Genomic DNA, 21,959 nt, shown 5'->3' on the forward strand with positions numbered 1-21,959 from the left:
CACCTCTGGAAGGCAGGGAGAGAAGGCAGTGACCTACACGATTGCTGAACCGTGTGTAGATGTGATGGACAAGGCATGTATCGAAGAATGCCCCGTCGACTGCATCTACGAGGGTGGACGCATGCTCTACATCCACCCCGACGAATGTGTCGACTGCGGCGCGTGTGAACCTGTCTGCCCTGTCGAAGCGATCTTCTACGAAGACGACGTTCCGGAGCAGTGGAGCCCTTACATCAGCGCAAACGTCGATTTCTTCGACAACCTCGGCTCACCGGGTGGAGCCGCCAAGCTCGGCAAGGTGGACTACGACACGCCGTTCATCAAGGCGCTGCCTCCCATGGGTGAGGAATAGAGATCTTGTCTCGTACTCCGGTGGCCGCCGGGCTTCCCGATTTTCCCTGGGATTCCCTGGCGGATGTCACAGCCACGGCACACGCACATCCCGACGGCATCGTGAATCTGTCGGTGGGCACCCCGGTGGATCCGGTGGACCCGCTCATCCAGGAAGCTCTTGCATCCGTTGCGGAGATTCCGGGTTATCCGACCACCCACGGCACCCTCTCCCTGCGTGAGGCGATCGCCGAGTCACTCGATCGGCGATACAACATCCCCGATATCGATCCGGCGGCAGTGCTGCCCGCGATCGGTACCAAGGAAATGATCGCGTGGCTGCCGACCCTTCTGGGTCTGGGCGGCGACGATCTTGTGGTCATTCCGGAGTTGGCATACCCCACCTACGAGGTTGCCGCGAAGCTCGCAGGCGCTCGGATCTTGCGGGCCGACGGCTTGAACAAGCTCGGTCCCGAATCGGCGTCGCTGATCTTCGTGAACTCACCGTCCAACCCCACCGGCAAGGTTCTCGGTCTCGAGCACCTGCAGAAGGTGGTGGCGTGGGCACGTGAGCGCGGAGCCATCGTCGTATCCGACGAGTGCTACCTCGGTCTGACCTGGGAATCGGACGCACTGTCCATCCTCGATCCCCGCGTCAATGACGGTGACCTCACCGGTCTGCTGGCCGTGCATTCACTGTCGAAGACGTCGAATCTCGCGAGCTACCGCGCCGGTTTTGTCACCGGAGATCCGGCATTGGTCGCGGAACTTCTCGAGGTCCGCAAGCACGCTGGAATGATTCTGCCGCTGCCCATCCAGGCCGCGATGGAAGCCGCGCTCGGCGACGATCTGCACGAGAATGTGCAGCGTGAGCGTTACCGTGAGCGTCGGACCATCCTGCTCGACGCGGTGCGCAGTGCAGGATTCACCGTCGACAATTCCGAAGCCGGCCTGTACCTGTGGGCTACGCGGGGCGAGGCCTGCCGGGACACTGTTGCCTGGTTCGCGGAGCGAGGCATCCTGGTTGCGCCGGGCGAGTTCTACGGCCCGACCGGCGGTCAGCACGTGCGGATCGCACTGACCGCCACGGACGAGCGGATTGCCGCTGCGGCAAAGCGGCTGACGACAAGCCTTTAGTGGCCCTTAAAGGCCTCGGCTAACCACCAGGATCCGCCGTCGCTGCTGATCTTGGCGTCGATGACAAGCGGGCCACTACGTGGCCCGCTTACCCATGTACGCACGGCGTCCAGGTCTCGGGCCGTGCGTACTGTGAGGCCGTCGGCGCCGTAACCGCGGGCAATGGCCGCGAGATCGGTGTCCGGAAAGGTCACGGTAGTGCGGTCAGTGTCTGGGTCGGTGAAATGATGGACTTCGGCCCCGTACGCGCTGTCGTTGTAGACCACGATCAGCAGGGGAAGTTTCAGCCGCGCAACGGTTTCCAGCTCCGAAATGCCCATCAGGAAGCCGCCGTCGCCGAGGGCTGCAACGGGCAGACGATCCGGCTGCGCCAACGCGGTGCCGATAGCGGTGGCCAATCCCAATCCGATGGACTGGAAAGCCTGCGTGAAACAGAACCCGAAGTGATCGGGCACCGACAGGTAGGCGCTGGGGTATCCCATGAAGTTCCCCGAATCCACGGACACCGTGCGCTCCGTGGGGAGGATGGTGTCGAGTTCGAGTGAGAGCAACCGGGGATCTATCGAGTGCTCGGTGCTGAGATCCTCGAACGGAACCTGACTCCACTTCGATTCCGTCGCAATCGAATCCCGAACCGCATCGGTGCGGTAGCCGACCCGGACGGGTGCCTTGTCGAGTGCGTCCAAGGCGTCGGTGGCCGTGGCCGCGCTATCGCCGACGATGCCCAGATGGATCGGCCGGTGGGCACCCAGTGCGGCGGAGTCGAGATCGATTTGAACAACCGTCGTGTCTTTGCCGATCAGATGTCCCTGGCGCATGGTCCACATGTTGAGCGCGCATCCCCATCCGACAACAAGGTCGGCGCCGGCGATGAGTTCCGCTGATCGAGGGGACGAGAACCCGCCGGAGATGCCGAGGGAGAAGGGATCCGAGTGGAACAAGCCGTTGGCAACGGCAGATGTCGCAACCAACGCGCCGGTGTGGCGGGCAAGTTCCGCTATCTCAGGTCCGGCGTCACGAGCACCGCGTCCGGCCACGAAAACTGGGCGGTCGGCGGCGGCGAGAAGTTCGAGGAACTTTTCGAGCGCGATCCCATCCGGCCGAATATGTTGGAGTGCAGGCGCATTGGTTGGCGTTTCTGCACTGGCCGCGATCTGGCTTTGCACATCGAGCGGAAGATTCAGTACGACGGTGCGGCGCTCGCGCCAAGCGGTAGTGAACGCTCGAACGGTATCCGCGACAGCAGAATCCGCGCTGTGTACCCGCTCGGCCACTGCGCCCACGCTCCGGGCGAGACCGTCCTGGTCGATCTTGAAGTTGGATTGCACTGCCGCGCCGGCGGTATCGGCGGTCAGCACGATGAGCGGGGTGCGACTCTTGGCGGCTTCGGTGATGCCGGTCAGAGCATTGGTCAAACCACATCCCTGATGGGTGGTGACCACAGCGACCGTTCCGGACATGCGCGCGTAGGCATCGGCCATGGTGGCAGCGCCGCCCTCGTGCCGGGCGGCGACAAACGGAACTCCGTGCCGCCGTAGCGCATTGGTGACGGTGAAGTTTCCGCTGCCGACTACCCCGAACGCATACCCGACGCCCAACTCTGCGAGGGTGCGTCCGACGAGGTCGGCAACGGTATTCACGAGCGTCACGAGCGCTCGACCAATGCATAGACCCGGGCCGGACTGCCGGTTCCCCCGACGATCGGCAGGGGCGAGACAACCAGCACGGCGCCGAGTGTCGGCAGCTTGTCGACATTCAGCAACTGGGTGAGTCCGTATTTGTTGTTGCCCAACAGGTAGTAGTGCGCCGGAAATATCGGCTCGAAACCGCCTGCGGCGCCGGCATCGATTCCCACTGTCTCCACTCCGAAACCGCTGATCGGACTCGATTCGGCCAGCCACTTCGCTGCCGCTGCCGAGATACCCGGGGTGTGCGGGCCGTCGGCGTCGGCGTTGGCAAAGCGCTCCGGGTCGCCCACCCGCGAACCCCATCCGGTGCGCAGGATCAGCCACGCGCCCTCGGGAAGGGGCCCGTTCTCTGATTCCCAGGCTTCGATGTGCTCGGGTTCGAGCACGAAGTCCGCGTTCTTCTCGACCTCGGCGGTGACGTCGATGACGGCGATGGGGCCGATCAACCGGTTCGGCGGGATCTGATCGACGCTCAGGCCGTCGCGGCCGCTCACCCAGTGCGTCGGCGCATCGAGGTGGGTTCCGGTGTGCTCACCGGTGTGCAGATTGTTCCAGCTCCACATCGGTCCGGCGTCGTCGAAATTACTGACGGGTTCGAGGCTGGCGGGGATCGTGTTGGCAAAGGGCTCGGGCAGCGACAGGACCGGGGTGGTGGAACTCAAGGGGGCGGTGAGGTCGACGATCTCGATGGACTGTGATCCGATTTTTGTGAGCAGGTCGTTCAGTGTGGTCATGAGCCATCCTTCGATTCGAGCGCTGCGGGTGTATTCGCACACTATCGAGGGCATTCCAGGGGAGATACTGAAGGTAGGCGTTTTTCGGTTACGGAGGGCGACATGGACGGCGTGACTGCAGTTCCGATTCCGGCCAACGAGCCGGTTCATTCCTATGCGCCCGGCAGCCCCGAGCGGAAAAGACTCCGATCGGCTTTGCGGACTGTGTCAGACGAGCACCTCGAGATTCCGCATGTGATCGGTGGAGTGGAGGTGCGCGGCTCGGGTGCGTCGGTTGATGTTGTCGAACCGCACCGGCACGCCCACGTCCTCGGCACGTTTCAGAACGGCACCGGCGAAGACGCTGCCCGGGCGATCGAGGCCGCGTCCGCAGCAGCGCCGGGTTGGCGCGAACTGTCGTTCGACGACCGAGCTGCCGTGCTTTTGAGAGCTGCCGACCTTCTGTCCGGGCCATGGCGCGAGCGGATCGCGGCGGCAACGATGTTGGGTCAGTCGAAGTCGGTGCAGCAGGCCGAGATTGACGCTCCTTGCGAGTTGGTGGACTTCTGGCGATTCAACGTGCACTTCGCGCGTCAGATCCTGGAGGAACAGCCGCAGTCGTCGCCGGGCGTCTGGAATCGGATGGACTACCGGCCGCTCGAGGGGTTTGTCTACGCAGTCACGCCGTTCAATTTCACCGCGATTGCCGGCAATCTTCCGACCGCCCCGGCGCTGATGGGCAACACCGTTCTCTGGAAGCCGTCACCAACTCAGAGCGTGGCGGCGTATCTGACGCTGCAACTGCTCGAAGAAGCGGGTCTGCCTCCTGGCGTGATCAATCTGGTGACCGGCGACGGCCCGGACATTTCCGCAGTGGCACTGCGGGATCGACGTCTCGCGGGAATTCACTTCACAGGTTCGACCCGAACATTCAAGTCACTGTGGGCGCAGGTAGGTGCGAACATCGACAAATATGCAGGTTATCCGCGTCTGGTCGGCGAGACCGGCGGCAAGGACTTTGTTGTTGCGCATTCCTCGGCGGACCCGGAGATCCTCACGACTGCGCTGATCCGAGGTGCCTACGAATACCAAGGTCAGAAGTGTTCGGCGGCCTCACGCGCCTACATCCCCCGAAGTCTGTGGACATCGATGCGGGACGGCTTTCTCGGGCAGGTCGACGCAATCAGCTACGGCGACGTCAACGATCTCGAGAACTTCGGCGGCGCCGTCATCGACCGTCGGGCGCTCGACAAGAGTGCGGCGGCAATCGAACGGGCGGGGGCCACCGCCGGTATCACGATCGCGGTCGGAGGCAAGTCCGACGACAGCGTCGGATACTTCGTACGGCCGACGGTCCTGCTGGTGGACGATCCACGTGACCAGGCCATGACCGACGAGTATTTCGGTCCGATCCTCTCGATTCACGTCTACGACGACGATTCCTTTGCCCAGATCCTGGAAGAGGTGGATGCTGCGACGCCATACGCGTTGACGGGATCGATTTTTGCCGCCGATCGAGCGGCAGTAGCTCAGGCAACCGCCGCACTGCGATTCACGGCCGGCAATTTCTACGTCAACGACAAGCCGAGCGGAGCGGTAGTGGGGCAACAACCCTTTGGTGGCGCCCGCGGATCCGGCACCAACGACAAGGCGGGTTCGCCCATCAACCTGTTGCGCTGGGTGTCGGCCCGTACGGTCAAGGAAACCTTTGTCGCTCCGACGGACTACCGATATCCGCACCAGGGGAACGAGACGTGAAACCGTCTGCTGTGCTTACCAATTCGCTACGCCCGGTCATCCTGGCGGCCGCTCGTTCTCCTCGATGTGAGCATGCGATTACCCGGGCGCCGCTCAGCCGTCAAGTGGTGAACCGGTTTGTCGCCGGCCGCGAGCGCAGTGACGCGATAGCGGTGGTGAGCCGATTACTCGACGACGGTCGGTACGTCTCCGTCGACTTCCTGGGAGAGAACGTCACGGACGCAGGGTCGGCGCGGGCAACCGTGCACGAATACCTTTTGCTGATCGAGGAATTGGGGAAGTTTTCCGGCACGCTTGCTCCGGTACCGCGGGTCGAGGTGTCGGTGAAACTGTCGTCGTTGGGCGCAGAGTTGAATACCGATGTAGCCGCCGAAAACGCTCGAACTATTTGCGCGGCAGCGCAGTCCGCCGGGGTGTGGGTGACCGTGGACGCGGAGGACCACACCACCACCGATGCGACGCTCGCGACCGTGCGATCGTTGCGCGCCGATTTCCCGTGGCTGGGCACTGTCCTGCAGGCCTACCTGCGGCGCACCGAATCGGATTGCCTCGCTTTCGATGATGCGCGGATCCGGCTGTGCAAGGGTGCGTACAACGAGCCCGAGGCGGTGGCCTATATCCGGCGCGAGGATGTGACGGCGTCGTACCTGCGGTGTCTCGATATCCTGTGCCGGGGAACGGGATACCCGATGGTGGCGTCGCATGATCCGGTGGTGATCGCGGCGGCGGCCCGGATGTTTCGTGGTGTCGAGCGATTCGAGTACCAGATGTTGTTCGGTATCCGGGAACCCGAGCAAGCACGGCTGGTTGCCGAGGGGCAGCATGTCCGGACATATGTTCCGTACGGCTCCGCGTGGTACCCGTATTTCATGCGCAGGCTCGCGGAACGGCCGGCGAATCTTGCGTTCTTCCTGCGCTCGGTCGTGGCCAGACAGTGATGCTGCGACGCAGTGGGATTTCTGCGTTGTGAGATGCTGTCAAAATGCTGCTTCGATCACTGAATCCCCTTGCCATCGCCCGCGGCGACGACGTCGACGACGCGATCACCATCGGGGATACGGTTCTCTCGCGCAGCCATATTCTCGGCGCTGCCACGTCGGTGGCAGAGCGGGTTGCGCAGGCCGAGCGTGTTGCGGTGCTGGCGACTCCCACGGCAAAGACCATCCTGGCGGTAGTCGGAGCGCTCATCGCAGGCGTCACTGTTGTGCCTGTGCCACCGGATTCGGGAACGGCCGAACGTGAACACATACTGAAGGACTCGGGCGCCCAGGCGTGGCTGGGGGAGACCGACGAATTGTGCGTCGGCCTGCCGGTGGTTCCGGTTCGTCTGCACGCCCGTTCGTGGCACAGCTACCCGGAACCGGCGCCGCAATCCACTGCATTTGTCCTCTACACCTCGGGAACGACCGGACCGCCGAAGGGTGTGCTGCTGAGTCGGCAGGCAATTGCCGCAGGTCTCGATGCCTTGGCGGAGGCCTGGCAGTGGACACACCGAGACACCGTTGTCCACGGATTGCCTCTCTTTCACGTCCACGGACTGATCCTGGGCGTGCTCGGACCACTACGAATGGGCAGCCGGTTGGTCCACACTGTGAAACCGACACCGCAGGCGTACGCGGATGCCGGCGGCTCCCTCTACTTCGGGGTGCCGACGGTGTGGTCGCGAATTGCCGACGACGAAGCGTCGGCGCGGGCGTTGGCTTCGGCCCGGCTGCTCGTCTCCGGTAGCGCACCGCTGCCCGTGCCGGTATTCGATAAGCTGCGCGCCCTCACCGGCCATGCGCCTATCGAGCGGTACGGAATGAGCGAGACCATGCTGACCCTCAGCACCCGTGCGGACGGCGAGCGTCGGCCAGGCTGGGTGGGTTTACCGGTGCGCGGGGTCGAGACCCGGTTGCGCGACGAGGCCGGTAACGACGTGCCTCACGACGGCGAGAGCATCGGTGGACTTCAGGTTCGTGGACCCATGCTGTTCGACGGCTACCTCAATCGCCCTGATGCCACTGCCGAATCGTGGACCGAGGACGGTTTCTTCAAGACCGGTGACGTCGCGGTCGTCGACGAGGAGGGATTCCACCGCATCGTCGGCCGTGAATCCATCGATCTGATCAAGACGGGTGGCTTCCGAGTGGGTGCCGGCGAGATCGAGACGGCCATCCTGGGGCATCCCGGTGTCGCCGAGGTCGCGGTGGTCGGCGTTCCCGATCCTGACCTCGGCCAGCGGATTGTGGCATGGGTTGTTCGGCGGCCCTCAACACCCGAGGTCACAGAACCGGACCTCGTGGATCTGGTGGGTGCGCAGTTGTCCGCGCACAAGCGTCCACGCGAAATTCGGTTTGTCGACACCCTGCCGCGGAACGCGATGGGCAAGGTGCAAAAGCGCTTGTTACTGCCCGAATAATCTTGTTTGGTTGGTTTTTCTGTGTTTTTCGCTACACTACCCGCCGGTAAGACTTGCTCCAGTTGCGTGCGCAACTGGCATCGGAGGGACAGGTTTCATGGCGGGCGGACGGCATTCGAGCGCTGACAGCGGGCGATCATTCGGTTTTTACGCAGTCGGCGGGATGGTTGCGCTGGCGCTCGTTGCCACCGGAATTGTCGTCTTCAAGTCCGTGCAACCCGATACCTGCGACAGCGTCGAAGACTTCACCCTGGCAGCAGACCCGTCCATAGCGCCGTCGATATCCGAGGTGTTGGCCGGAACCACCCCGGAGCAGACGGACTGCATGCACGTCGTTGTCGAAGCAGCACTGCCAGGCGACGTGGTCGGACGATTGGGTAAGGGCGCCGATGCACCGGATCTGTGGATTCCGGACTCCACGTCGTGGATCAGCAAAGCAGCTCTCACCGCGGCCGGTCCGGTTGCCGCCGCCGGCGGTTCCATCGCGACGTCTCCAGTGGTGCTGGCATCCGGGGGTGAGGAGTTTGCCGACTGGCTGTCGGTGCTCCAAGTGCCCGATCTTGCCCTCGGTAATCCGCTGTCCACCGGAATCGCGTCCGCCCCGATCCAGGCTGCACTGGCCGAGAGCGGGAGCGGCGCGGATGCTGTTCGCACAGCTTTGGTGCCGCACGCCCAGGCCGAAAGTGTGCGCGCCGAGGACCAGCCTGTCGGCGCGAAGATGCTGACCGAACTTGTCACTACCGGCAAGGTAGGGGTGTCGACCGAACAGCAGGTCACCCAGTTCGCAAACACCGCCATCAGCGCGACGGTACCGTCCACCGGAACTGTGCTGATGGACTATCCGTTGGTGGTAAGTGCCTCGGCGCCCGATCGTCATTACGCCGCGGCGCAGAAAGCAAAAGTCCTCGCGACGCTTTTCGAGAGCCCGGAGTCACAGGAAATACTGGCTCGCAACGGTTTTCGCGACCCGTCCGGCCAGGGACAGGTAGATGGGGGCGTCGGAGCTGTCCAGGCCTTGCCGGTGCCGGACCAAGCCGCACTCGACAAGACGCTCGGATCCTGGGCATTGTTGGCTAAACCGATCCGTACTCTCGTCGCGATCGACGTGTCGTCGTCGATGGACTTCCCGGCCGCCGGTGGGAAGACCCGCATGGACCTCACGACAGCTGCCGCGCTCACCGGCAACCAGGTGTTCCCGGACAGTGTCGCAGCCGGACTCTGGGCCTTCTCCCAGGGCATGAACGGAACCCAGGACTACCAGGAACTGGTTCCGATTCGCCGCTACGACACCATGGTTGGTGGGCTGACGCAGCGAAGCCTCATGGCGGAGCAGACCAAGACCTTGACGAAACTCAAGCGCGGCGCAACGGGCCTCTACGACACCACGCTCGCGGCGTTTCGGAAAGTTCAGGAATCGTACGACCCGCGCGCGGTCAACAGTGTGATCATCCTGACCGACGGTGCTAACGAGGATCCCGACAGCATCACGCGCGAGCAATTGCTCGACGTGCTCGAACGGGAGCAGGACCCAGCGCGACCGGTGATCATCGTGACCATCGGAATCACCGACGACGCCGATGCGGCTGCGCTGGCAGACATTTCACGGGTGACCGGCGGGTCCACCTACATCGCCCGTGATCCGTCGGAAATTTCCGGCGTATTTGTCAACGCATTGGCTCACCGCGGCGCTTAGCGCGTCAGGACGAGCGCATCACCGTCGGTGACGGCAATGGTGTGTTCGCTGTGCGCTGTGCGTGATCCGTCGGCCGAGCGGATGGTCCATCCGTCGTCGTCGAAGATGATCTTGTCGGTTGTGAGAGCGAACCAGGGTTCGATCGCGAGGGTCAGTCCGCGTCGCAGTTTCATGCCGCGACCTGCGCGTCCGATGTTGGGGATGTGCGGATCTTCGTGCATGGTGCGGCCGAGTCCGTGGCCACCGAATTCGGTATTGACGGGGTAGCCGTAATCGGCTGCGACAGCGCCGATCGCAGCGGAGATGTCGCCGAGGCGATTGCCTGGCCGGGCGACTGCAATAGCAGCGGTGAGGGCACGTTCGGTGGCTTCGATGAGGCGTTGGTCCTCGGCGCGGGGAACGCCGACGATGAGACTGCGCGCCGAGTCTGCAACCCACCCGTCGATGGAGACCGCGATGTCCATGGTCAGCAGATCGCCGTCCTGTAGCACGTAGTCGTGCGGAAGTCCGTGCAGCACTGCGTCGTTGACGGAAAGGCAGATGACGTTGCGGAAGGGTCCACGTCCGAAGGACGGTGAGTAGTCCCAGTAGCAGGACACGGCGCCGCGTTCTTCGATCAGGTGGCGGGCGCGGTGCTCGAGGTCGAGGAGATTGACTCCGGGCTTGGCGCGAGCAGCGAGATCGGCGAGTAGTTCGGCGATGAACGCGCCGGTGACGCGCATTGCTTCGATCTCGTTGGTTGTTTTCAGTTCCACCACAGGAATTTCCTTTCGGGCCGGTATTAAAATACCACCATACGGTACTCTGGTCGCATGGTGCGACTTCCGTTAACTCCGGCCCAGCTTGCTGTCGGTCAGCAGTTGGGCGCCTATCTGCGTCAGGCCCGCGGTGGTCGCACGCTTGTCGATGTGGCGGAGGCCGCCGCGATTTCGCCGGAAACACTGCGCAAGATCGAGACCGGGCGCATGCCGACGCCGGCGTTTGTCACGATTGCCGCACTCGCCGATGTGCTCTCGGTGCCACTCGATGAGCTTGCCCGGATCTGCCTCGCCCGCGTGACTGTTTAGGCGGCTTCGGGGCTGACCCACGGTATCGGAAGTGGCGGGGCGACCGACGAATACCGGTGGCCGGTAGGCGTTGTGGTCGTGAAGGAGTGCCTGGTGCCGGGTGCGTGATCGTCGGTTTCCGCGTACCAGTCCAATCCCTGTTTGGCGTAATTGCATGCCGCGCACAGTCCTGCACCGTTGACTGCGCTGGTGGCGCCGCCTCTCTGGTGGTCGCGAATGTGGTCGCGATGACGAACCGGTGCGTCGCACCACGGCGTGCGGCAGCTTCGATCGCGGAGGTCGATCAACTGCGCCAGTCCCTTCGGGAAGATTCGGGACTTGGATTCCATAGCTGTCAGCTCTCCCGTGGAGGGGCAGGCATAGAGTCTCCGGATGTCTTTGCCGGACTGCGCAATCCATTCCCGGGCAATGCCGGCGGGGATAGGTCCGTAACCGTTGACGTGTGCGGGGTCTGTGGCATCGCCGAAGAGTGCTTGGTCGGAAATCACAAGATTCACTGTGACGGGTGTGGGCGTTGCGCGCCCGATTCCGGTGACTCGCTCGACGACGAGATCGGCCATGATCTGAGCGCGAGTGCGATCATCGCCACGCGCGAGGATGGAATCTGCATCTCGCATCAATGTGGCGTGAACGGCAACCCCTTCCGTGACAGGGAGCAGAACACTGAGGTAGCACATAGTGTCGGGGGCCGGGCGTGATGTCACCCGGCGGTCACCCACGGCTTTGCGGGCGCGCCGGACTACGCTTTCGGCATCTACCTCGGCGGTGCGTGCGCGGATTCTGGCGGTCAATTGTTGGTCTCCGCAGCCGGCCAGGTTATCTGCGTCGCAGCAGAACTCGCGATCGAGTGCGGCGCGATCTTGGACTGTGAGGCAGGCGGTTTCGCGCATCAGTATAGTGGCCCGCTGCTCGTTGATGGCGCCGTAGATCAGGAGCCTGAGTGTGTAGGGCATCTCGTCGTTCAATGCGCGGGCAAGGCTCAGGTGTTGAGTGCCTGACCAGACTGATTCGCGTCGAGCGAGAGCAACTTGGGCATTGATTCCGCGACCTTGATGTGCAACCGGAACGCCGCGTTCACCACGGCCTTTGCGAGTGGAAGCATCCAGATCAGCAGCTAGCAATGCCTGTGCGCCTGCGCAACTGGCTTTCAGTTCCTCGAGTGCACGCAGCAAGTCAACTCGTGCTGCATTGTCGACGGAACGATCCATGTCGATCAGTACTGAACGAAACTGTGTAATCGTGTGGTCGGAAACTGCGGTCGTCATCATTGCCCCCCGGTAATGTCGAACGTGCATTCGATGTTACCGTCGAACATCCACCTGCGCAATAGCTTTGACCAGAAAGAAGGTCTTTGGCTCAAGGACATTGACGTGCGCCGCAGATTGGGACCGATACGGTGTCCTCATGCTCCGCCGATGGTTCGCAATCATGATCGTTGTACTCGCTGTCGCCGGCATCTGGCAGCTGACCACCCCTGACCGTCCTGTTGCCGTAATCGTCGACGCCGAGACTCTGGAGTGCGCAACCCCGTATCCCATCGGCCCACTCCAGGCGACACCAAGGGCGACGGTTCCGGACGATTTTGTACCCGTCGCGGCTGTCACGTGCGACCCGATTGTCAGCGGCGACGTGGCGGCCGACCGAACCGTCAGCTTCTCTGAGCACCGTTGGGAGGGCGATTTCGGTCGGGCGGTGGAACTGCTGAACCGCTCGTCCTCGCACAGGACCGGGTTTCCCGGCTGCGGCGACAACTACAGCTTGGCCGTGCTGGAGGAATTCTGGTTGGTCGACGACCGAGGCCGCGCAGTACGGCCGGGGTATCCCTCCGACTCGTGTGGACTGCCGAAACCCGGTGGCCTGGCCGCTGTCAAAGAATTGACGTCGGTCGGCAGTACCGAACATCGAATACTGTTGTCCGACGATCAGATCTACGAACTGTCGAATTGCCGGCCGACGTACCAACCTCCGACAACAGGTACCACGATGCCGACGTCGCTGCCGGCGGGCGGCGTTTTCTGTCGATTCTCCTCCACTGAATTTGTCGGTACATCGTCTACAACGGAGCGACAGGCATCGGACGACCTGTTGGAATCATTCCGGTAGGCCTGCGCGACCGCGAGTTTGCATGTCCGAGTGTGGCGATCACTGCAACAAGGAGCTCGAATGAATTTGTGGGATGTGGCTGCCGATGGAGTGATGCCGCTGCCGTCGGGACGACTGGTTCGGGGTAGGGGATTGCGCAATCCACTACCTGACGGGCCACTGCCCGATTTCGGGTTGTATGCACAAGCGCGTCAACCGTCTTCGTTTGAATGGGAAAGCCGATGGATACGCTGGCCCGACTTCTGGCTGCCAAGCGATCGCCCGGAGTTTCGGCGTGCCCTGGAGGAGCTCTTGCTGCGATCCGAAACCGAACGGGTGGAGATTGCGTGTGGCGGTGGGTTCGGTCGTACGGGAACAGCGTTGGCTTGTCTGACGGTGCTCGATGGTGTTGCCGCCGAGGGAGCGGTTGCCTACGTGCGCGAACACTATTCGCGACGAGCAGTGGAAACTCCGTGGCAGCGGCGGTTCGTTTCCAGATTCGCGTAACTCGGGAGTCAGCTAACTGGTTTCTGCGAGCGCCTTGGTCCTGCGCCACCGCGAGTTTGCGTATCCGAGCGCGGCGATCACCGCAAAAAGGACTGCCGTCGAGATCAACTGATCCCGGGCGTCTTCGTCGAACAGCATGAGGACAACAAACGCTCCGAGCATCGCCAGTGTGGCGTAACTCAGGTATGGGAACAGCCACATGCGGATGGTCAGTTTGCCTTCGGCTTCGAGTTGCTTCCGCAGCCGAAGGTGGGAGATCACGATGAAAATCCAGATGACGAGCAATGCGGCGCCGACTGCATTGAGCAGGATGCCGAGGAGGTCGTCTGGCAGAAGCCAGTTGAGCATGACGGAGACGAAGCCGAAGAACACGGACAGCAATACCGCATTGGTCGGAACTCCCGTGTTCGAGAGTTTGGCCATGAATGCGGGGCCGTCGCCGCGTCGTGACAGAGAGAAGGCCATGCGTGAGGTGCCGTAGATGTTGGCGTTGAAAGCCGACAGCAAGGCAACAACCACAACAAGTTCCATGAACCCGGCAACACCGGGGATGTTGGCCAGATTGAGGACGGAGACAAAGGGACTTGTCTCGAGATCGGGATCGTTCCACGGCAGAACCAACACCATGATCGAGATAGCGCCGATGTAGAAGACGCTGATACGCCAGACGACGCTGCGGACGGCGAGCGCGATGGAGCGTTCCGGATTCTCCGATTCCGCCGCGGCGATGGTGACGATTTCGATACCGCCGAACGCGAAGGCAACAACAAGAAGGCCGGCAGCGACGCCCGAGAACCCGTTGGGCATGAACCCGCCCTGGCCGAAGAGGTTCGAGGTTCCCACCGGGTCAGTATCGGGAAGCAGGCCGAACACCAGCAATACGCCGATGATCAGGAAGCCGATGATGACGGTGACTTTGATTGCCGCGAACCAGAATTCGAACTCGCCGAAGTTACTGACCTTGGCCAGGTTCACGATGGCAAAGAACACTACGAAGACCAGCGCGATCATCCATTGCGGTATCGACGGCAGCCATTCGTTGACGATGGCGGACGCCCCGGTGATCTCGGCGCCCAGAACCATGATGAGCATGAACCAGTAGAGCCAGCCCATCACAAAACCGGCCCACTCGCCGATCCCGAGGCGCGCGTAATGCGAGAACGAACCACTGGCGGGAATCGCAGCACCCATCTCGCCGAGCATTCGCATCACGAAGACGACTACGGCGCCCGCGATGATGTAGGACAGTAGGACCGCGGGACCGGCCGTCGCGATACCGACGCCCGTTCCGAGGAACAGGCCGGCTCCGATGGCGGAGCCCAGGCCCATCATCGTCAGATGGCGGACCTTGAGACCCTGGCCGAGAGCGGTGGTCGTTTCTTCGGGGGCGTCGGTATTACTCATCAGTCGTTGGCGTGAAGTGCGGCATTCAGTTCGACGCCGGTGCCCTTCCACGGCACGACCTCGACGGCACCCGAAACCGAGTTGCGACGGAACAGCAGATTGGACTTGCCGCTCAGTGCCAATGCCTTGACAACGGTTCCGTCGGGGCCGGTGACCTTGGTGCCTGCGGTGACGTACAGACCGGCTTCGAGGACGCAGTCGTCGCCGAGGGAGATGCCGAGTCCGGCGTTGGCGCCGAGGAGGCAACGCTTGCCGACGGAGATCGTTTCCTTGCCGCCACCGGACAGGGTGCCCATGATGGATGCGCCACCACCCACATCGGACCCGTCGTCGACGACAACGCCTGCGGAGATGCGGCCTTCGACCATGGAGTTACCGAGTGTGCCGGCGTTGAAGTTCACGAAGCCTTCATGCATGACAGTGGTGCCCGAGGCAAGGTGTGCGCCCAGGCGGACACGGTCGGCGTCGGCGATACGGACACCCGAGGGGACGACGTAGTCGACCATGCGGGGGAACTTGTCGACGCTGAAGACGGTGACAACGCCGCGGATGCGCAGACGCGAGCGGACCTGCTCGAAGCCTTCGACAGCGCAGGGCCCGAAGTTGGTCCACACAACGTTGGCGAGGAGCCCGAACTGGCCGTCGAGGTTGACGCCGTGCGGAGCGACGAGGCGGTGGGAAAGCAGGTGAAGGCGCAGGTAGACGTCGTACGCGTCGACGGGAGCCTTGGAGAGGTCAGCGATGGTGGTGCGGACGATGACCTGCGAAACCTCGCGTGCCTCGTCGGTTCCCGCCAGCAGTGCGAGATCGGAAGGAATGTCTGTTCCCTCGACGTTCTCGGTACCGGTCGTCTCGAATGTTCCCAGCTCCGGTGCGGGGAACCAGGTGTCGAGGACGGTACCGTCCGCGGTCACGTTGGCGATACCTACTGCTGATGCTCCGTGTGCGCTCACAGGACTAGAGATTACTGGGTGCGCTGGCTGCGGGCTTAGGCTGGTGGCCGTGAGCATCCTCGATCTTGCCTCCGACCCCATCGATCTGACGGCCGCTCTGGTCGACATTCCCAGCGTTTCCCACGACGAATCCGCTATCGCGGACGCCGTCGAGGTTGCGTTGCGCGAGCAGACCAGCGGCTTCGAGATCATTCGCAACGGCAATGCGGTTCTGGCCCGGACGTCGCGCGGATTGCCGAGTCGGGTGATGCTTGCCGGTCATCTCGACACAGTTCCGATTGCGGACAATGTTCCGTCTCGCCGCGAGGGTGACATTTTACACGGGTGCGGAACCGTGGACATGAAATCCGGCGACGCCGTGTTCCTGCACCTTGCGGCGACGATCGAGAACTTGGCCCACGACCTGACGCTGGTGTTCTACGACTGCGAGGAAATCGCCGCCGCCTACAACGGCCTCGGACGGATCGAACGCGAGATCCCGCAATGGCTTGCGGCGGATGTCGCGATTCTGGGCGAGCCGACGGCCGGGTTCATCGAGGCCGGGTGTCAGGGAACGATGCGCGTGCGCTTGACCGCGTCAGGTACCAGGGCGCATTCGGCCCGGTCCTGGTTGGGGGACAACGCGATTCACAAGTTCGGTACCGCGTTGGAGCGGATGTCGGCCTATTCGCCGCGTTCGGTGGATATCGACGGTTGTGTCTACCGGGAGGGACTCTCGGCCGTGCGGATCTCCGGCGGCGTCGCGGGGAACGTGGTGCCGGACGCAGCCGAGATGGACGTCAACTTCAGATTTGCACCTGATCGCAGTGAGGCCCAGGCCGAGGCTCACGTGCGGGAAGTATTCGACGGCTTGGATCTCGGATTCGAGATCACGGACTCGTCGCCCGGCGCTCTGCCTGGCCTGGCGAACCCGTCGGCGGCTGCGTTGATCGAGGCTGCTGGCGGACAGTTCCGGGCCAAGTACGGCTGGACCGATGTGTCCAGATTCTCGGCTCTCGGTATTCCCGCGGTGAATTACGGCCCCGGCGATCCGAACCTGGCGCACAAGCGTGACGAGCACGTCCCGGTGCAGCAGATCACCGACGTCGCGGCCGTGCTGAGGAAGTATTTGTCGGCCTGAGCGTTAGCCTTGCGTGCATGGCACCAGAGAAGAATTCAGCCTCCAAGAAGCACAGTTCGTCGATCAAGCACCGCGGTCCTGTTCAACTCCGACGCAAACGCAAGGATGAGAAAACCACCACGGACCAGCGTCTGCTCGACAAGCGCGGCCCCACCGACTGGGTCCATACCGATCCGTGGCGTGTGCTGCGCATCCAGAGCGAATTCATCGAAGGTTTCGGGGCGCTCGCCGAGGTCCCTCGTGCGGTCACCGTGTTCGGTTCGGCACGCACCGCTCTCGATCATCCCGAATACCAGGCAGGCCGTGAGCTGGGAACGGCGTTGGCCGAAGCCGGGTACGCCGTCATCACCGGTGGTGGGCCGGGAGTCATGGAAGCCGCCAACCGCGGTTGCAGCGAGGCCGGTGGCTACTCGATCGGACTCGGCATCGAGTTGCCGTTCGAGCAGGGGCTCAACGAGTGGGTCGACCTCGGCATCAACTTCCGGTACTTCTTTGCCCGCAAGACGATGTTCGTAAAGTACTCGCAGGCTTTCATCTGCTTGCCTGGCGGCTTCGGAACGCTGGACGAATTGTTCGAAGCTCTTACTTTGGTGCAGACCCACAAGGTCACGCGCTTCCCGATCGTCCTGTTCGGCACGGAGTACTGGTCCGGATTGGTCGAGTGGATCCGAAACACACTCGAGCATGACGGAAAGATCTCCGAAGGTGATGTGAACCTGCTGCACGTCACCGACAGTGTGGAAGAAGCAGTCCGGATAGTCGCCGAAGCCAATCTAGGCGTCGACGAGGCCGCAGATCTGGGGAAAGAAGAAGAATGGTGACCGATTCCGACAAGAAGTACTCGATCTGCGTCTACTGTGCGTCGGGTCCGGTGGACGAGTCGTTCCTGGCTTTGGCCGCAGAGGTGGGCACCGCGATCGGTCGACGTGGGTGGCAGTTGGTTTCTGGTGGTGGCAACGTCTCGATGATGGGTGCTGTCGCGGAGTCGGCTCGGGCTGCGGGCGCGTGGACCGTCGGCGTCATCCCGAAGGCGTTGGTGCACAAGGAAGTTGCGGACGTCGACGCGGACGAGTTGATCGTCACCGACACGATGCGTCAGCGCAAGCAGTTGATGGAAGACAACGCGGACGCGTTCATCACCTTGCCCGGCGGTATCGGGACGTTGGAGGAGTTGTTCGAAACGTGGACCGCCGGCTACCTCGGGATGCACAGCAAGCCTGTGGTCCTGCTCGATCCGGTGGGGCACTACACCGGACTGCTCGAATGGTTGGACAAATTGGACGGCACGGGGTTTGTGGGCCGGAAAGCTTTGGATACGTTGCTGGTCAGGACTGATGTCGAGGCCGCGCTCGACGCTTGTGTGAGCTCCTGACCAAGTGCGTGACGGGTCACCTTACCGTGGAGTAAGGTGACCCCGGGGGTGGCCGTCGAGTCGCCGGATACGTGATTGGGGAGACATGAGTTCGGAAGCACGCGACAAAGTTGGCATGCTGGATCTGGCGGCGAAACTCCCGTCGATGATCACCGAGGTGCCGATACTCCTGAAGGGGGCGTCCGGCCTGCTGCGCAAGCCTTCGGCCGCGATGTCTATCGGACTCATTCTCCAGCAGAACGCCGCAGCGCATCCGACTCGTCCGTTCATCCGGTTCGAAGGCCATGCAACAAGTTACGACGACGCCAACGCGCAGGTCAACCGATATGCCGACGTGTTGCGCACGCGCGGCGTCCAACGCGGCGACGTCGTGGCGATCCTCGGCAAGAACACTCCGGAATCGCTGCTGATCGCCTTGGCTGCCGTCAAACTCGGTGCGGCAGCGGGAATGCTGAATTACAACCAGCGTGATGATGTTCTTGCACACAGTCTTACGCTGCTCGGCGCACGCGTGCTTGTTGTCGCCGATGCGAGCGAAGAAGCGCTCGAATCATTGCCGGAAGGGTTTACCGGACCGCCGCAACTTCTGGTCAGCGAGCTCGACGACCTGGCAAAAACGGCCGACGCAACCAATCTGGCTGTGACGGCCCAGATTCTTGCGAAGGAAAAAGCGTTCTACATTTTCACCTCGGGTACTACCGGAATGCCCAAGGCCAGCTTGATGACTCACTTCCGCTGGCTCAAGTCGATGTCCGGTCTCGGGCTCATGGGTGTTCGGTTACGTCCGTCCGACACGCTGTACTGCTGCTTGCCGCTCTATCACAACAATGCTTTGACGGTGTCGTTGTCTTCGGTGCTGGCTTCGGGTGCGACGCTTGCCATCGGCCGGCAGTTCTCGGCGTCACGATTCTGGGACGATATCGCGCTCAACAAAGCCACGGCCTTCACCTACATCGGAGAATTGTGCCGGTACCTGCTCAATCAGCCCGAGAAGCCCACCGACCGTGACAATTCCGTTCAACTGATGGTCGGAAACGGGCTGCGGCCGGAAATCTGGAAGGAATTCACGGAGCGTTTCGGTATCGCGCGAGTTGCCGAGTTCTACGGTGCAAGCGAATGCAACATCGCCTTTGTGAACGCGCTCAACGTCGATCGGACCGCCGGAATCTGCCCGTTGCCGCATGCCGTCGTCGAATTCGACGAGGAAACCGGTAAGGCGTTGCGTGGTCCGGATGGACGGTTGCGCAAAGTCTCGACGGGGTCCGTTGGACTACTGCTTTCCAAAGTCACCGACCGAGCTCCGTTCGACGGGTACACCGATGAAGCCGCGACCAACAGCAAATTGGTGCGGGGTGGTTTCAAGGACGGTGACACCTGGTTCGACACCGGCGACCTCGTGCGCAAGCAGGGGTGGAGCCATGTGGCCTTTGTCGATCGACTCGGTGACACATTCCGCTGGAAGGGCGAGAACGTCGCGACCACCGAGGTCGAGGGTGCGCTCAGTTCACATCCGGTGATCGAAGAGGCCGTCGTCTACGGCGTCGAGATCCCGGGTACCGACGGGCGGGCCGGTATGGCAGCAGTGACCCTGCGCGACGGTCATTCCTTCGACGGCGGTGACATCGCCACCCATTTGTACGGAAAGCTTCCCAGCTACGCCGTGCCGCTGTTCGTTCGCATCGTCGACTCCCTCGAACACACCAGCACGTTCAAATCGCGCAAGGTGGAGTTGCGCAACGACGGATACGACGTCGGCGCAGACACCCTGCACGTCCTCGCCGGCCGTGAGAGCGGCTACAGCGATTCGTACGACGGTTACGTCGACGAGGTGGCCGCAGGCTCGGTACCCAAGGGCTAGACCGCGTTCCGTCATGCCAGTATGAAAGGCATGTCTTCATTGGCCGGTTCATCCGCGCAGTCAGATCCGGCGCCCACTCTGTGCGGTCGACCGGTCGCGGTCGACCGTGCATTGGTCATGGCGATCGTCAACCGAACACCCGACTCGTTCTATGACAAAGGTGCGACGTTCTCGGATTCTGCCGCGATGGCTGCGGTGGATCGGGCGGTCGACGAAGGCGCCGATCTAGTCGATATCGGGGGAGTGAAGGCCGGCCCCGGCGATCTGGTCGACACCGACGAGGAGATCAGGCGCGTCATTCCCTTTGTCGCGGCGATCCGGGACAAGTTCCCGGATTTGTTGATCAGCATCGACACGTGGCGCAGCGACGTCGCCCGTCTCGCGCGTAAGGAAGGTGCCGATCTGATCAACGACACCTGGGCCGGCGCCGATCCGGAATTGGTGATGGTCGCTGCTGAAACCGGTGCGGGCATCGTGTGTTCACACACCGGCGGTGCGGTGCCGCGGACGCGTCCGCACCGCGTCCGATACACCGATGTGGTTGCCGATGTGGTGAGCGAGGTTGTCACCGCCGCCGAACGAGCCCTTGCCTTAGGCGTGCCACGCGATGCGATTCTGATCGATCCGACCCACGACTTCGGCAAGAACACCTTTCACGGGCTCGAGTTGTTGCGAAAAGTGGACATTCTTGTAAACACCGGGTGGCCAGTGCTGATGGCGCTGAGCAATAAGGACTTTATCGGGGAGACTCTGGGGGTAGAGCTTTCCGAGAGGCTGGAGGGAACATTGGCAGCGACAGCAATGGCCGCGGCGGGCGGTGCCCGAGTGTTCCGGGTGCACGAGGTGGCATCTACGCGCCGCGTGGTCGACATGGTGGCGGCAATTCAGGGCCGACGCGCCCCTGTTCGAACAGTTCGGGGGCTGGCATGAGCATTACCGGCACTGGGTCCACGCGCACGTGGTCCGAAGCCAACAGCTGGGATCACCCCAGTTGGACGGTCGAGGAACTCGAGCGGGCCAAAGCAGGCCGCACCGTCTCCGTGGTGCTTCCGGCGCTCAACGAGGAGGAGACCGTCGCATCGGTGGTCGACACCATTCATCCGTTGCTCGGCGGGTTGGTGGACGAACTTGTCGTCCTTGATTCCGGGTCTACCGACCGCACCGCGAAGCGGGCACGGGCCGCAGGCGCACGGGTGATCAGCCGCGAGTCCGCGGTGCCGTCGCTCCCTCCCGCAGCCGGCAAAGGCGAAGTCCTGTGGCGCTCCATCGCGGCCACCACGGGTGATCTGATTGCGTTCGTGGATTCCGATCTCATCAATCCGGACCCGGCGTTTGTTCCGAAGCTGTTGGGTCCATTGCTCACCGTCGACGGTATTCACCTGGTGAAGGGGTACTATCGGCGTCCGTTGCGCGTCAGCGGGACAGAAGACGCCAACGGTGGTGGGCGGGTCACCGAGTTGGTGGCGCGGCCGATGCTGGCTGCCCTGCGACCAGAACTCACGGCCGTTCTGCAACCACTGGGCGGTGAGTACGCCGGAACCCGGGAGCTGCTCTCCGCCGTGCCGTTCGCACCCGGCTACGGAGTCGAGATCGGGCTGTTGCTCGACACCTACGACACCCTGGGGCTCAGCGCGATCGGTCAGGTCAATCTCGGTGTCCGGAAACACCGTAATCGGCCGCTTGCCGATCTGGGCGTGATGAGCCGGCAGATCATCGGGACGATGCTGCGGCGCTGTGGCATCGAGGATTCCGGCGCCGGATTGACGCAGTTCCTGGTCGACGGTGATTCGTTTGCACCGGCTACCACCGAGGTGTCGCTGCTCGACCGTCCGCCGATGAATTCGATTATCCGCAGCGCGGGGGTCTGACCGCAGCG

Annotated in this window: 21 protein-coding genes; 15 read left to right on the top strand and 6 right to left on the bottom strand. The window is 62.7% G+C overall.

Annotated elements, in window-relative coordinates; genetic code table 11:
• Positions 1 to 28 precede the first annotated feature (28 nt).
• Entirely contained in the window at positions 29 to 352 is a 324-nt protein-coding gene (gene fdxA, locus R4P64_RS20755) for a ferredoxin (RefSeq protein ID WP_033234456.1), read from the top strand.
• A gap of 5 nt (positions 353 to 357) precedes the next feature.
• Entirely contained in the window at positions 358 to 1,467 is a 1,110-nt protein-coding gene (gene dapC / locus R4P64_RS20760) for a succinyldiaminopimelate transaminase (protein WP_033234455.1), read from the top strand.
• On the opposite strand, the gene R4P64_RS20765 is transcribed toward dapC, so the two are convergent.
• Together R4P64_RS20765 and R4P64_RS20770 are read right to left on the bottom strand one after the other, a co-directional pair.
• Positions 1,464 to 3,116 carry a thiamine pyrophosphate-binding protein gene (locus tag R4P64_RS20765; protein ID WP_317822482.1) on the bottom strand — a complete coding sequence of 551 codons (1,653 nt, stop codon included), beginning with the start codon at positions 3,114 to 3,116 and terminating at the stop codon, positions 1,464 to 1,466. The two genes, dapC and R4P64_RS20765, sit on opposite strands and share 4 nt — an antisense overlap.
• Positions 3,113 to 3,889, bottom strand: a complete 777-nt coding sequence (locus R4P64_RS20770; protein ID WP_317822484.1) for a cyclase family protein — start codon at positions 3,887 to 3,889, stop codon at positions 3,113 to 3,115. Before R4P64_RS20770 ends, R4P64_RS20765 begins: the two co-directional genes overlap by 4 nt.
• A gap of 102 nt (positions 3,890 to 3,991) precedes the next feature.
• On the opposite strand from R4P64_RS20770, the gene pruA reads away from it, so the two are divergent.
• The 4 genes from pruA to R4P64_RS20790 all read left to right on the top strand — a co-directional run bounded on the left by pruA (position 3,992) and on the right by R4P64_RS20790 (position 9,720).
• A complete protein-coding gene (gene pruA / locus R4P64_RS20775; RefSeq protein ID WP_317822485.1) occupies positions 3,992 to 5,626 on the top strand; it encodes an L-glutamate gamma-semialdehyde dehydrogenase in 1,635 nt (544 codons plus the stop codon).
• Positions 5,623 to 6,564, top strand: coding sequence for a proline dehydrogenase family protein (locus tag R4P64_RS20780; RefSeq protein ID WP_317822486.1), 942 nt, complete (start codon positions 5,623 to 5,625; stop codon positions 6,562 to 6,564). Before pruA ends, R4P64_RS20780 begins: the two co-directional genes overlap by 4 nt.
• A 44-nt stretch (positions 6,565 to 6,608) precedes the next feature.
• Positions 6,609 to 8,027: an acyl-CoA synthetase gene (locus R4P64_RS20785; protein ID WP_317822488.1), complete on the top strand. Its 1,419-nt coding sequence runs from the start codon at positions 6,609 to 6,611 to the stop codon at positions 8,025 to 8,027.
• Between the two features lie 97 nt (positions 8,028 to 8,124).
• Positions 8,125 to 9,720: a substrate-binding domain-containing protein gene (locus R4P64_RS20790; RefSeq protein ID WP_045069479.1), complete on the top strand. Its 1,596-nt coding sequence runs from the start codon at positions 8,125 to 8,127 to the stop codon at positions 9,718 to 9,720.
• Here R4P64_RS20790 and map read toward each other — a convergent pair.
• On the bottom strand, positions 9,717 to 10,478 hold the full coding sequence (gene map / locus R4P64_RS20795) for a type I methionyl aminopeptidase (protein ID WP_033234450.1): 762 nt from the start codon (positions 10,476 to 10,478) through the stop codon (positions 9,717 to 9,719). The genes R4P64_RS20790 and map overlap by 4 nt on opposite strands.
• Before the next feature lie 54 nt (positions 10,479 to 10,532).
• Here map and R4P64_RS20800 point away from each other — a divergent pair, with 54 nt between their 5' ends.
• Complete coding sequence (locus tag R4P64_RS20800) at positions 10,533 to 10,787, top strand: helix-turn-helix domain-containing protein (RefSeq protein ID WP_045069480.1); 255 nt, start codon at positions 10,533 to 10,535, stop codon at positions 10,785 to 10,787.
• Here the strand turns inward: R4P64_RS20800 and R4P64_RS20805 are convergent.
• On the bottom strand, positions 10,784 to 12,052 hold the full coding sequence (locus R4P64_RS20805; protein ID WP_317822490.1) for an HNH endonuclease: 1,269 nt from the start codon (positions 12,050 to 12,052) through the stop codon (positions 10,784 to 10,786). The genes R4P64_RS20800 and R4P64_RS20805 overlap by 4 nt on opposite strands.
• Before the next feature lie 139 nt (positions 12,053 to 12,191).
• Here R4P64_RS20805 and R4P64_RS20810 point away from each other — a divergent pair, with 139 nt between their 5' ends.
• The gene (locus tag R4P64_RS20810) at positions 12,192 to 12,890 is read left to right on the top strand and encodes a hypothetical protein (protein ID WP_317822491.1); all 699 of its coding nucleotides are present in this window, start codon (positions 12,192 to 12,194) and stop codon (positions 12,888 to 12,890) included.
• Positions 12,891 to 12,950: 60 nt separating this feature from the next.
• Positions 12,951 to 13,376, top strand: coding sequence for a protein-tyrosine phosphatase family protein (locus R4P64_RS20815; protein ID WP_116102064.1), 426 nt, complete (start codon positions 12,951 to 12,953; stop codon positions 13,374 to 13,376).
• A gap of 12 nt (positions 13,377 to 13,388) precedes the next feature.
• On the opposite strand, the gene R4P64_RS20820 is transcribed toward R4P64_RS20815, so the two are convergent.
• Together R4P64_RS20820 and dapD are read right to left on the bottom strand one after the other, a co-directional pair.
• Complete coding sequence (locus R4P64_RS20820; protein ID WP_317822493.1) at positions 13,389 to 14,780, bottom strand: amino acid permease; 1,392 nt, start codon at positions 14,778 to 14,780, stop codon at positions 13,389 to 13,391.
• A complete protein-coding gene (dapD, locus tag R4P64_RS20825) occupies positions 14,780 to 15,733 on the bottom strand; it encodes a 2,3,4,5-tetrahydropyridine-2,6-dicarboxylate N-succinyltransferase (RefSeq protein ID WP_033234446.1) in 954 nt (317 codons plus the stop codon). Before dapD ends, R4P64_RS20820 begins: the two co-directional genes overlap by 1 nt.
• Positions 15,734 to 15,782: 49 nt before the next feature.
• Here dapD and dapE point away from each other — a divergent pair, with 49 nt between their 5' ends.
• From dapE to R4P64_RS20855, 6 genes are all read left to right on the top strand, one after another.
• A complete protein-coding gene (dapE, locus tag R4P64_RS20830) occupies positions 15,783 to 16,853 on the top strand; it encodes a succinyl-diaminopimelate desuccinylase (RefSeq protein WP_230590146.1) in 1,071 nt (356 codons plus the stop codon).
• Positions 16,854 to 16,870: 17 nt separating this feature from the next.
• On the top strand, positions 16,871 to 17,674 hold the full coding sequence (locus R4P64_RS20835) for a TIGR00730 family Rossman fold protein (protein ID WP_033234444.1): 804 nt from the start codon (positions 16,871 to 16,873) through the stop codon (positions 17,672 to 17,674).
• The gene (locus tag R4P64_RS20840) at positions 17,668 to 18,225 is read left to right on the top strand and encodes a TIGR00730 family Rossman fold protein (protein ID WP_092807229.1); all 558 of its coding nucleotides are present in this window, start codon (positions 17,668 to 17,670) and stop codon (positions 18,223 to 18,225) included. Before R4P64_RS20835 ends, R4P64_RS20840 begins: the two co-directional genes overlap by 7 nt.
• Positions 18,226 to 18,310: 85 nt before the next feature.
• Positions 18,311 to 20,083: a long-chain-acyl-CoA synthetase gene (locus R4P64_RS20845; RefSeq protein WP_317822495.1), complete on the top strand. Its 1,773-nt coding sequence runs from the start codon at positions 18,311 to 18,313 to the stop codon at positions 20,081 to 20,083.
• A 30-nt stretch (positions 20,084 to 20,113) separates the two neighbouring features.
• Positions 20,114 to 21,013, top strand: a complete 900-nt coding sequence (gene folP / locus R4P64_RS20850; protein ID WP_092807391.1) for a dihydropteroate synthase — start codon at positions 20,114 to 20,116, stop codon at positions 21,011 to 21,013.
• A complete protein-coding gene (locus R4P64_RS20855) occupies positions 21,010 to 21,951 on the top strand; it encodes a glucosyl-3-phosphoglycerate synthase (protein WP_033234441.1) in 942 nt (313 codons plus the stop codon). Before folP ends, R4P64_RS20855 begins: the two co-directional genes overlap by 4 nt.
• The last annotated feature ends 8 nt before the right edge of the window (positions 21,952 to 21,959 follow it).

Source organism: Rhodococcus sp. IEGM 1366, assembly GCF_033142425.1.
Lineage (GTDB): Bacteria > Actinomycetota > Actinomycetes > Mycobacteriales > Mycobacteriaceae > Rhodococcus_F > Rhodococcus_F globerula.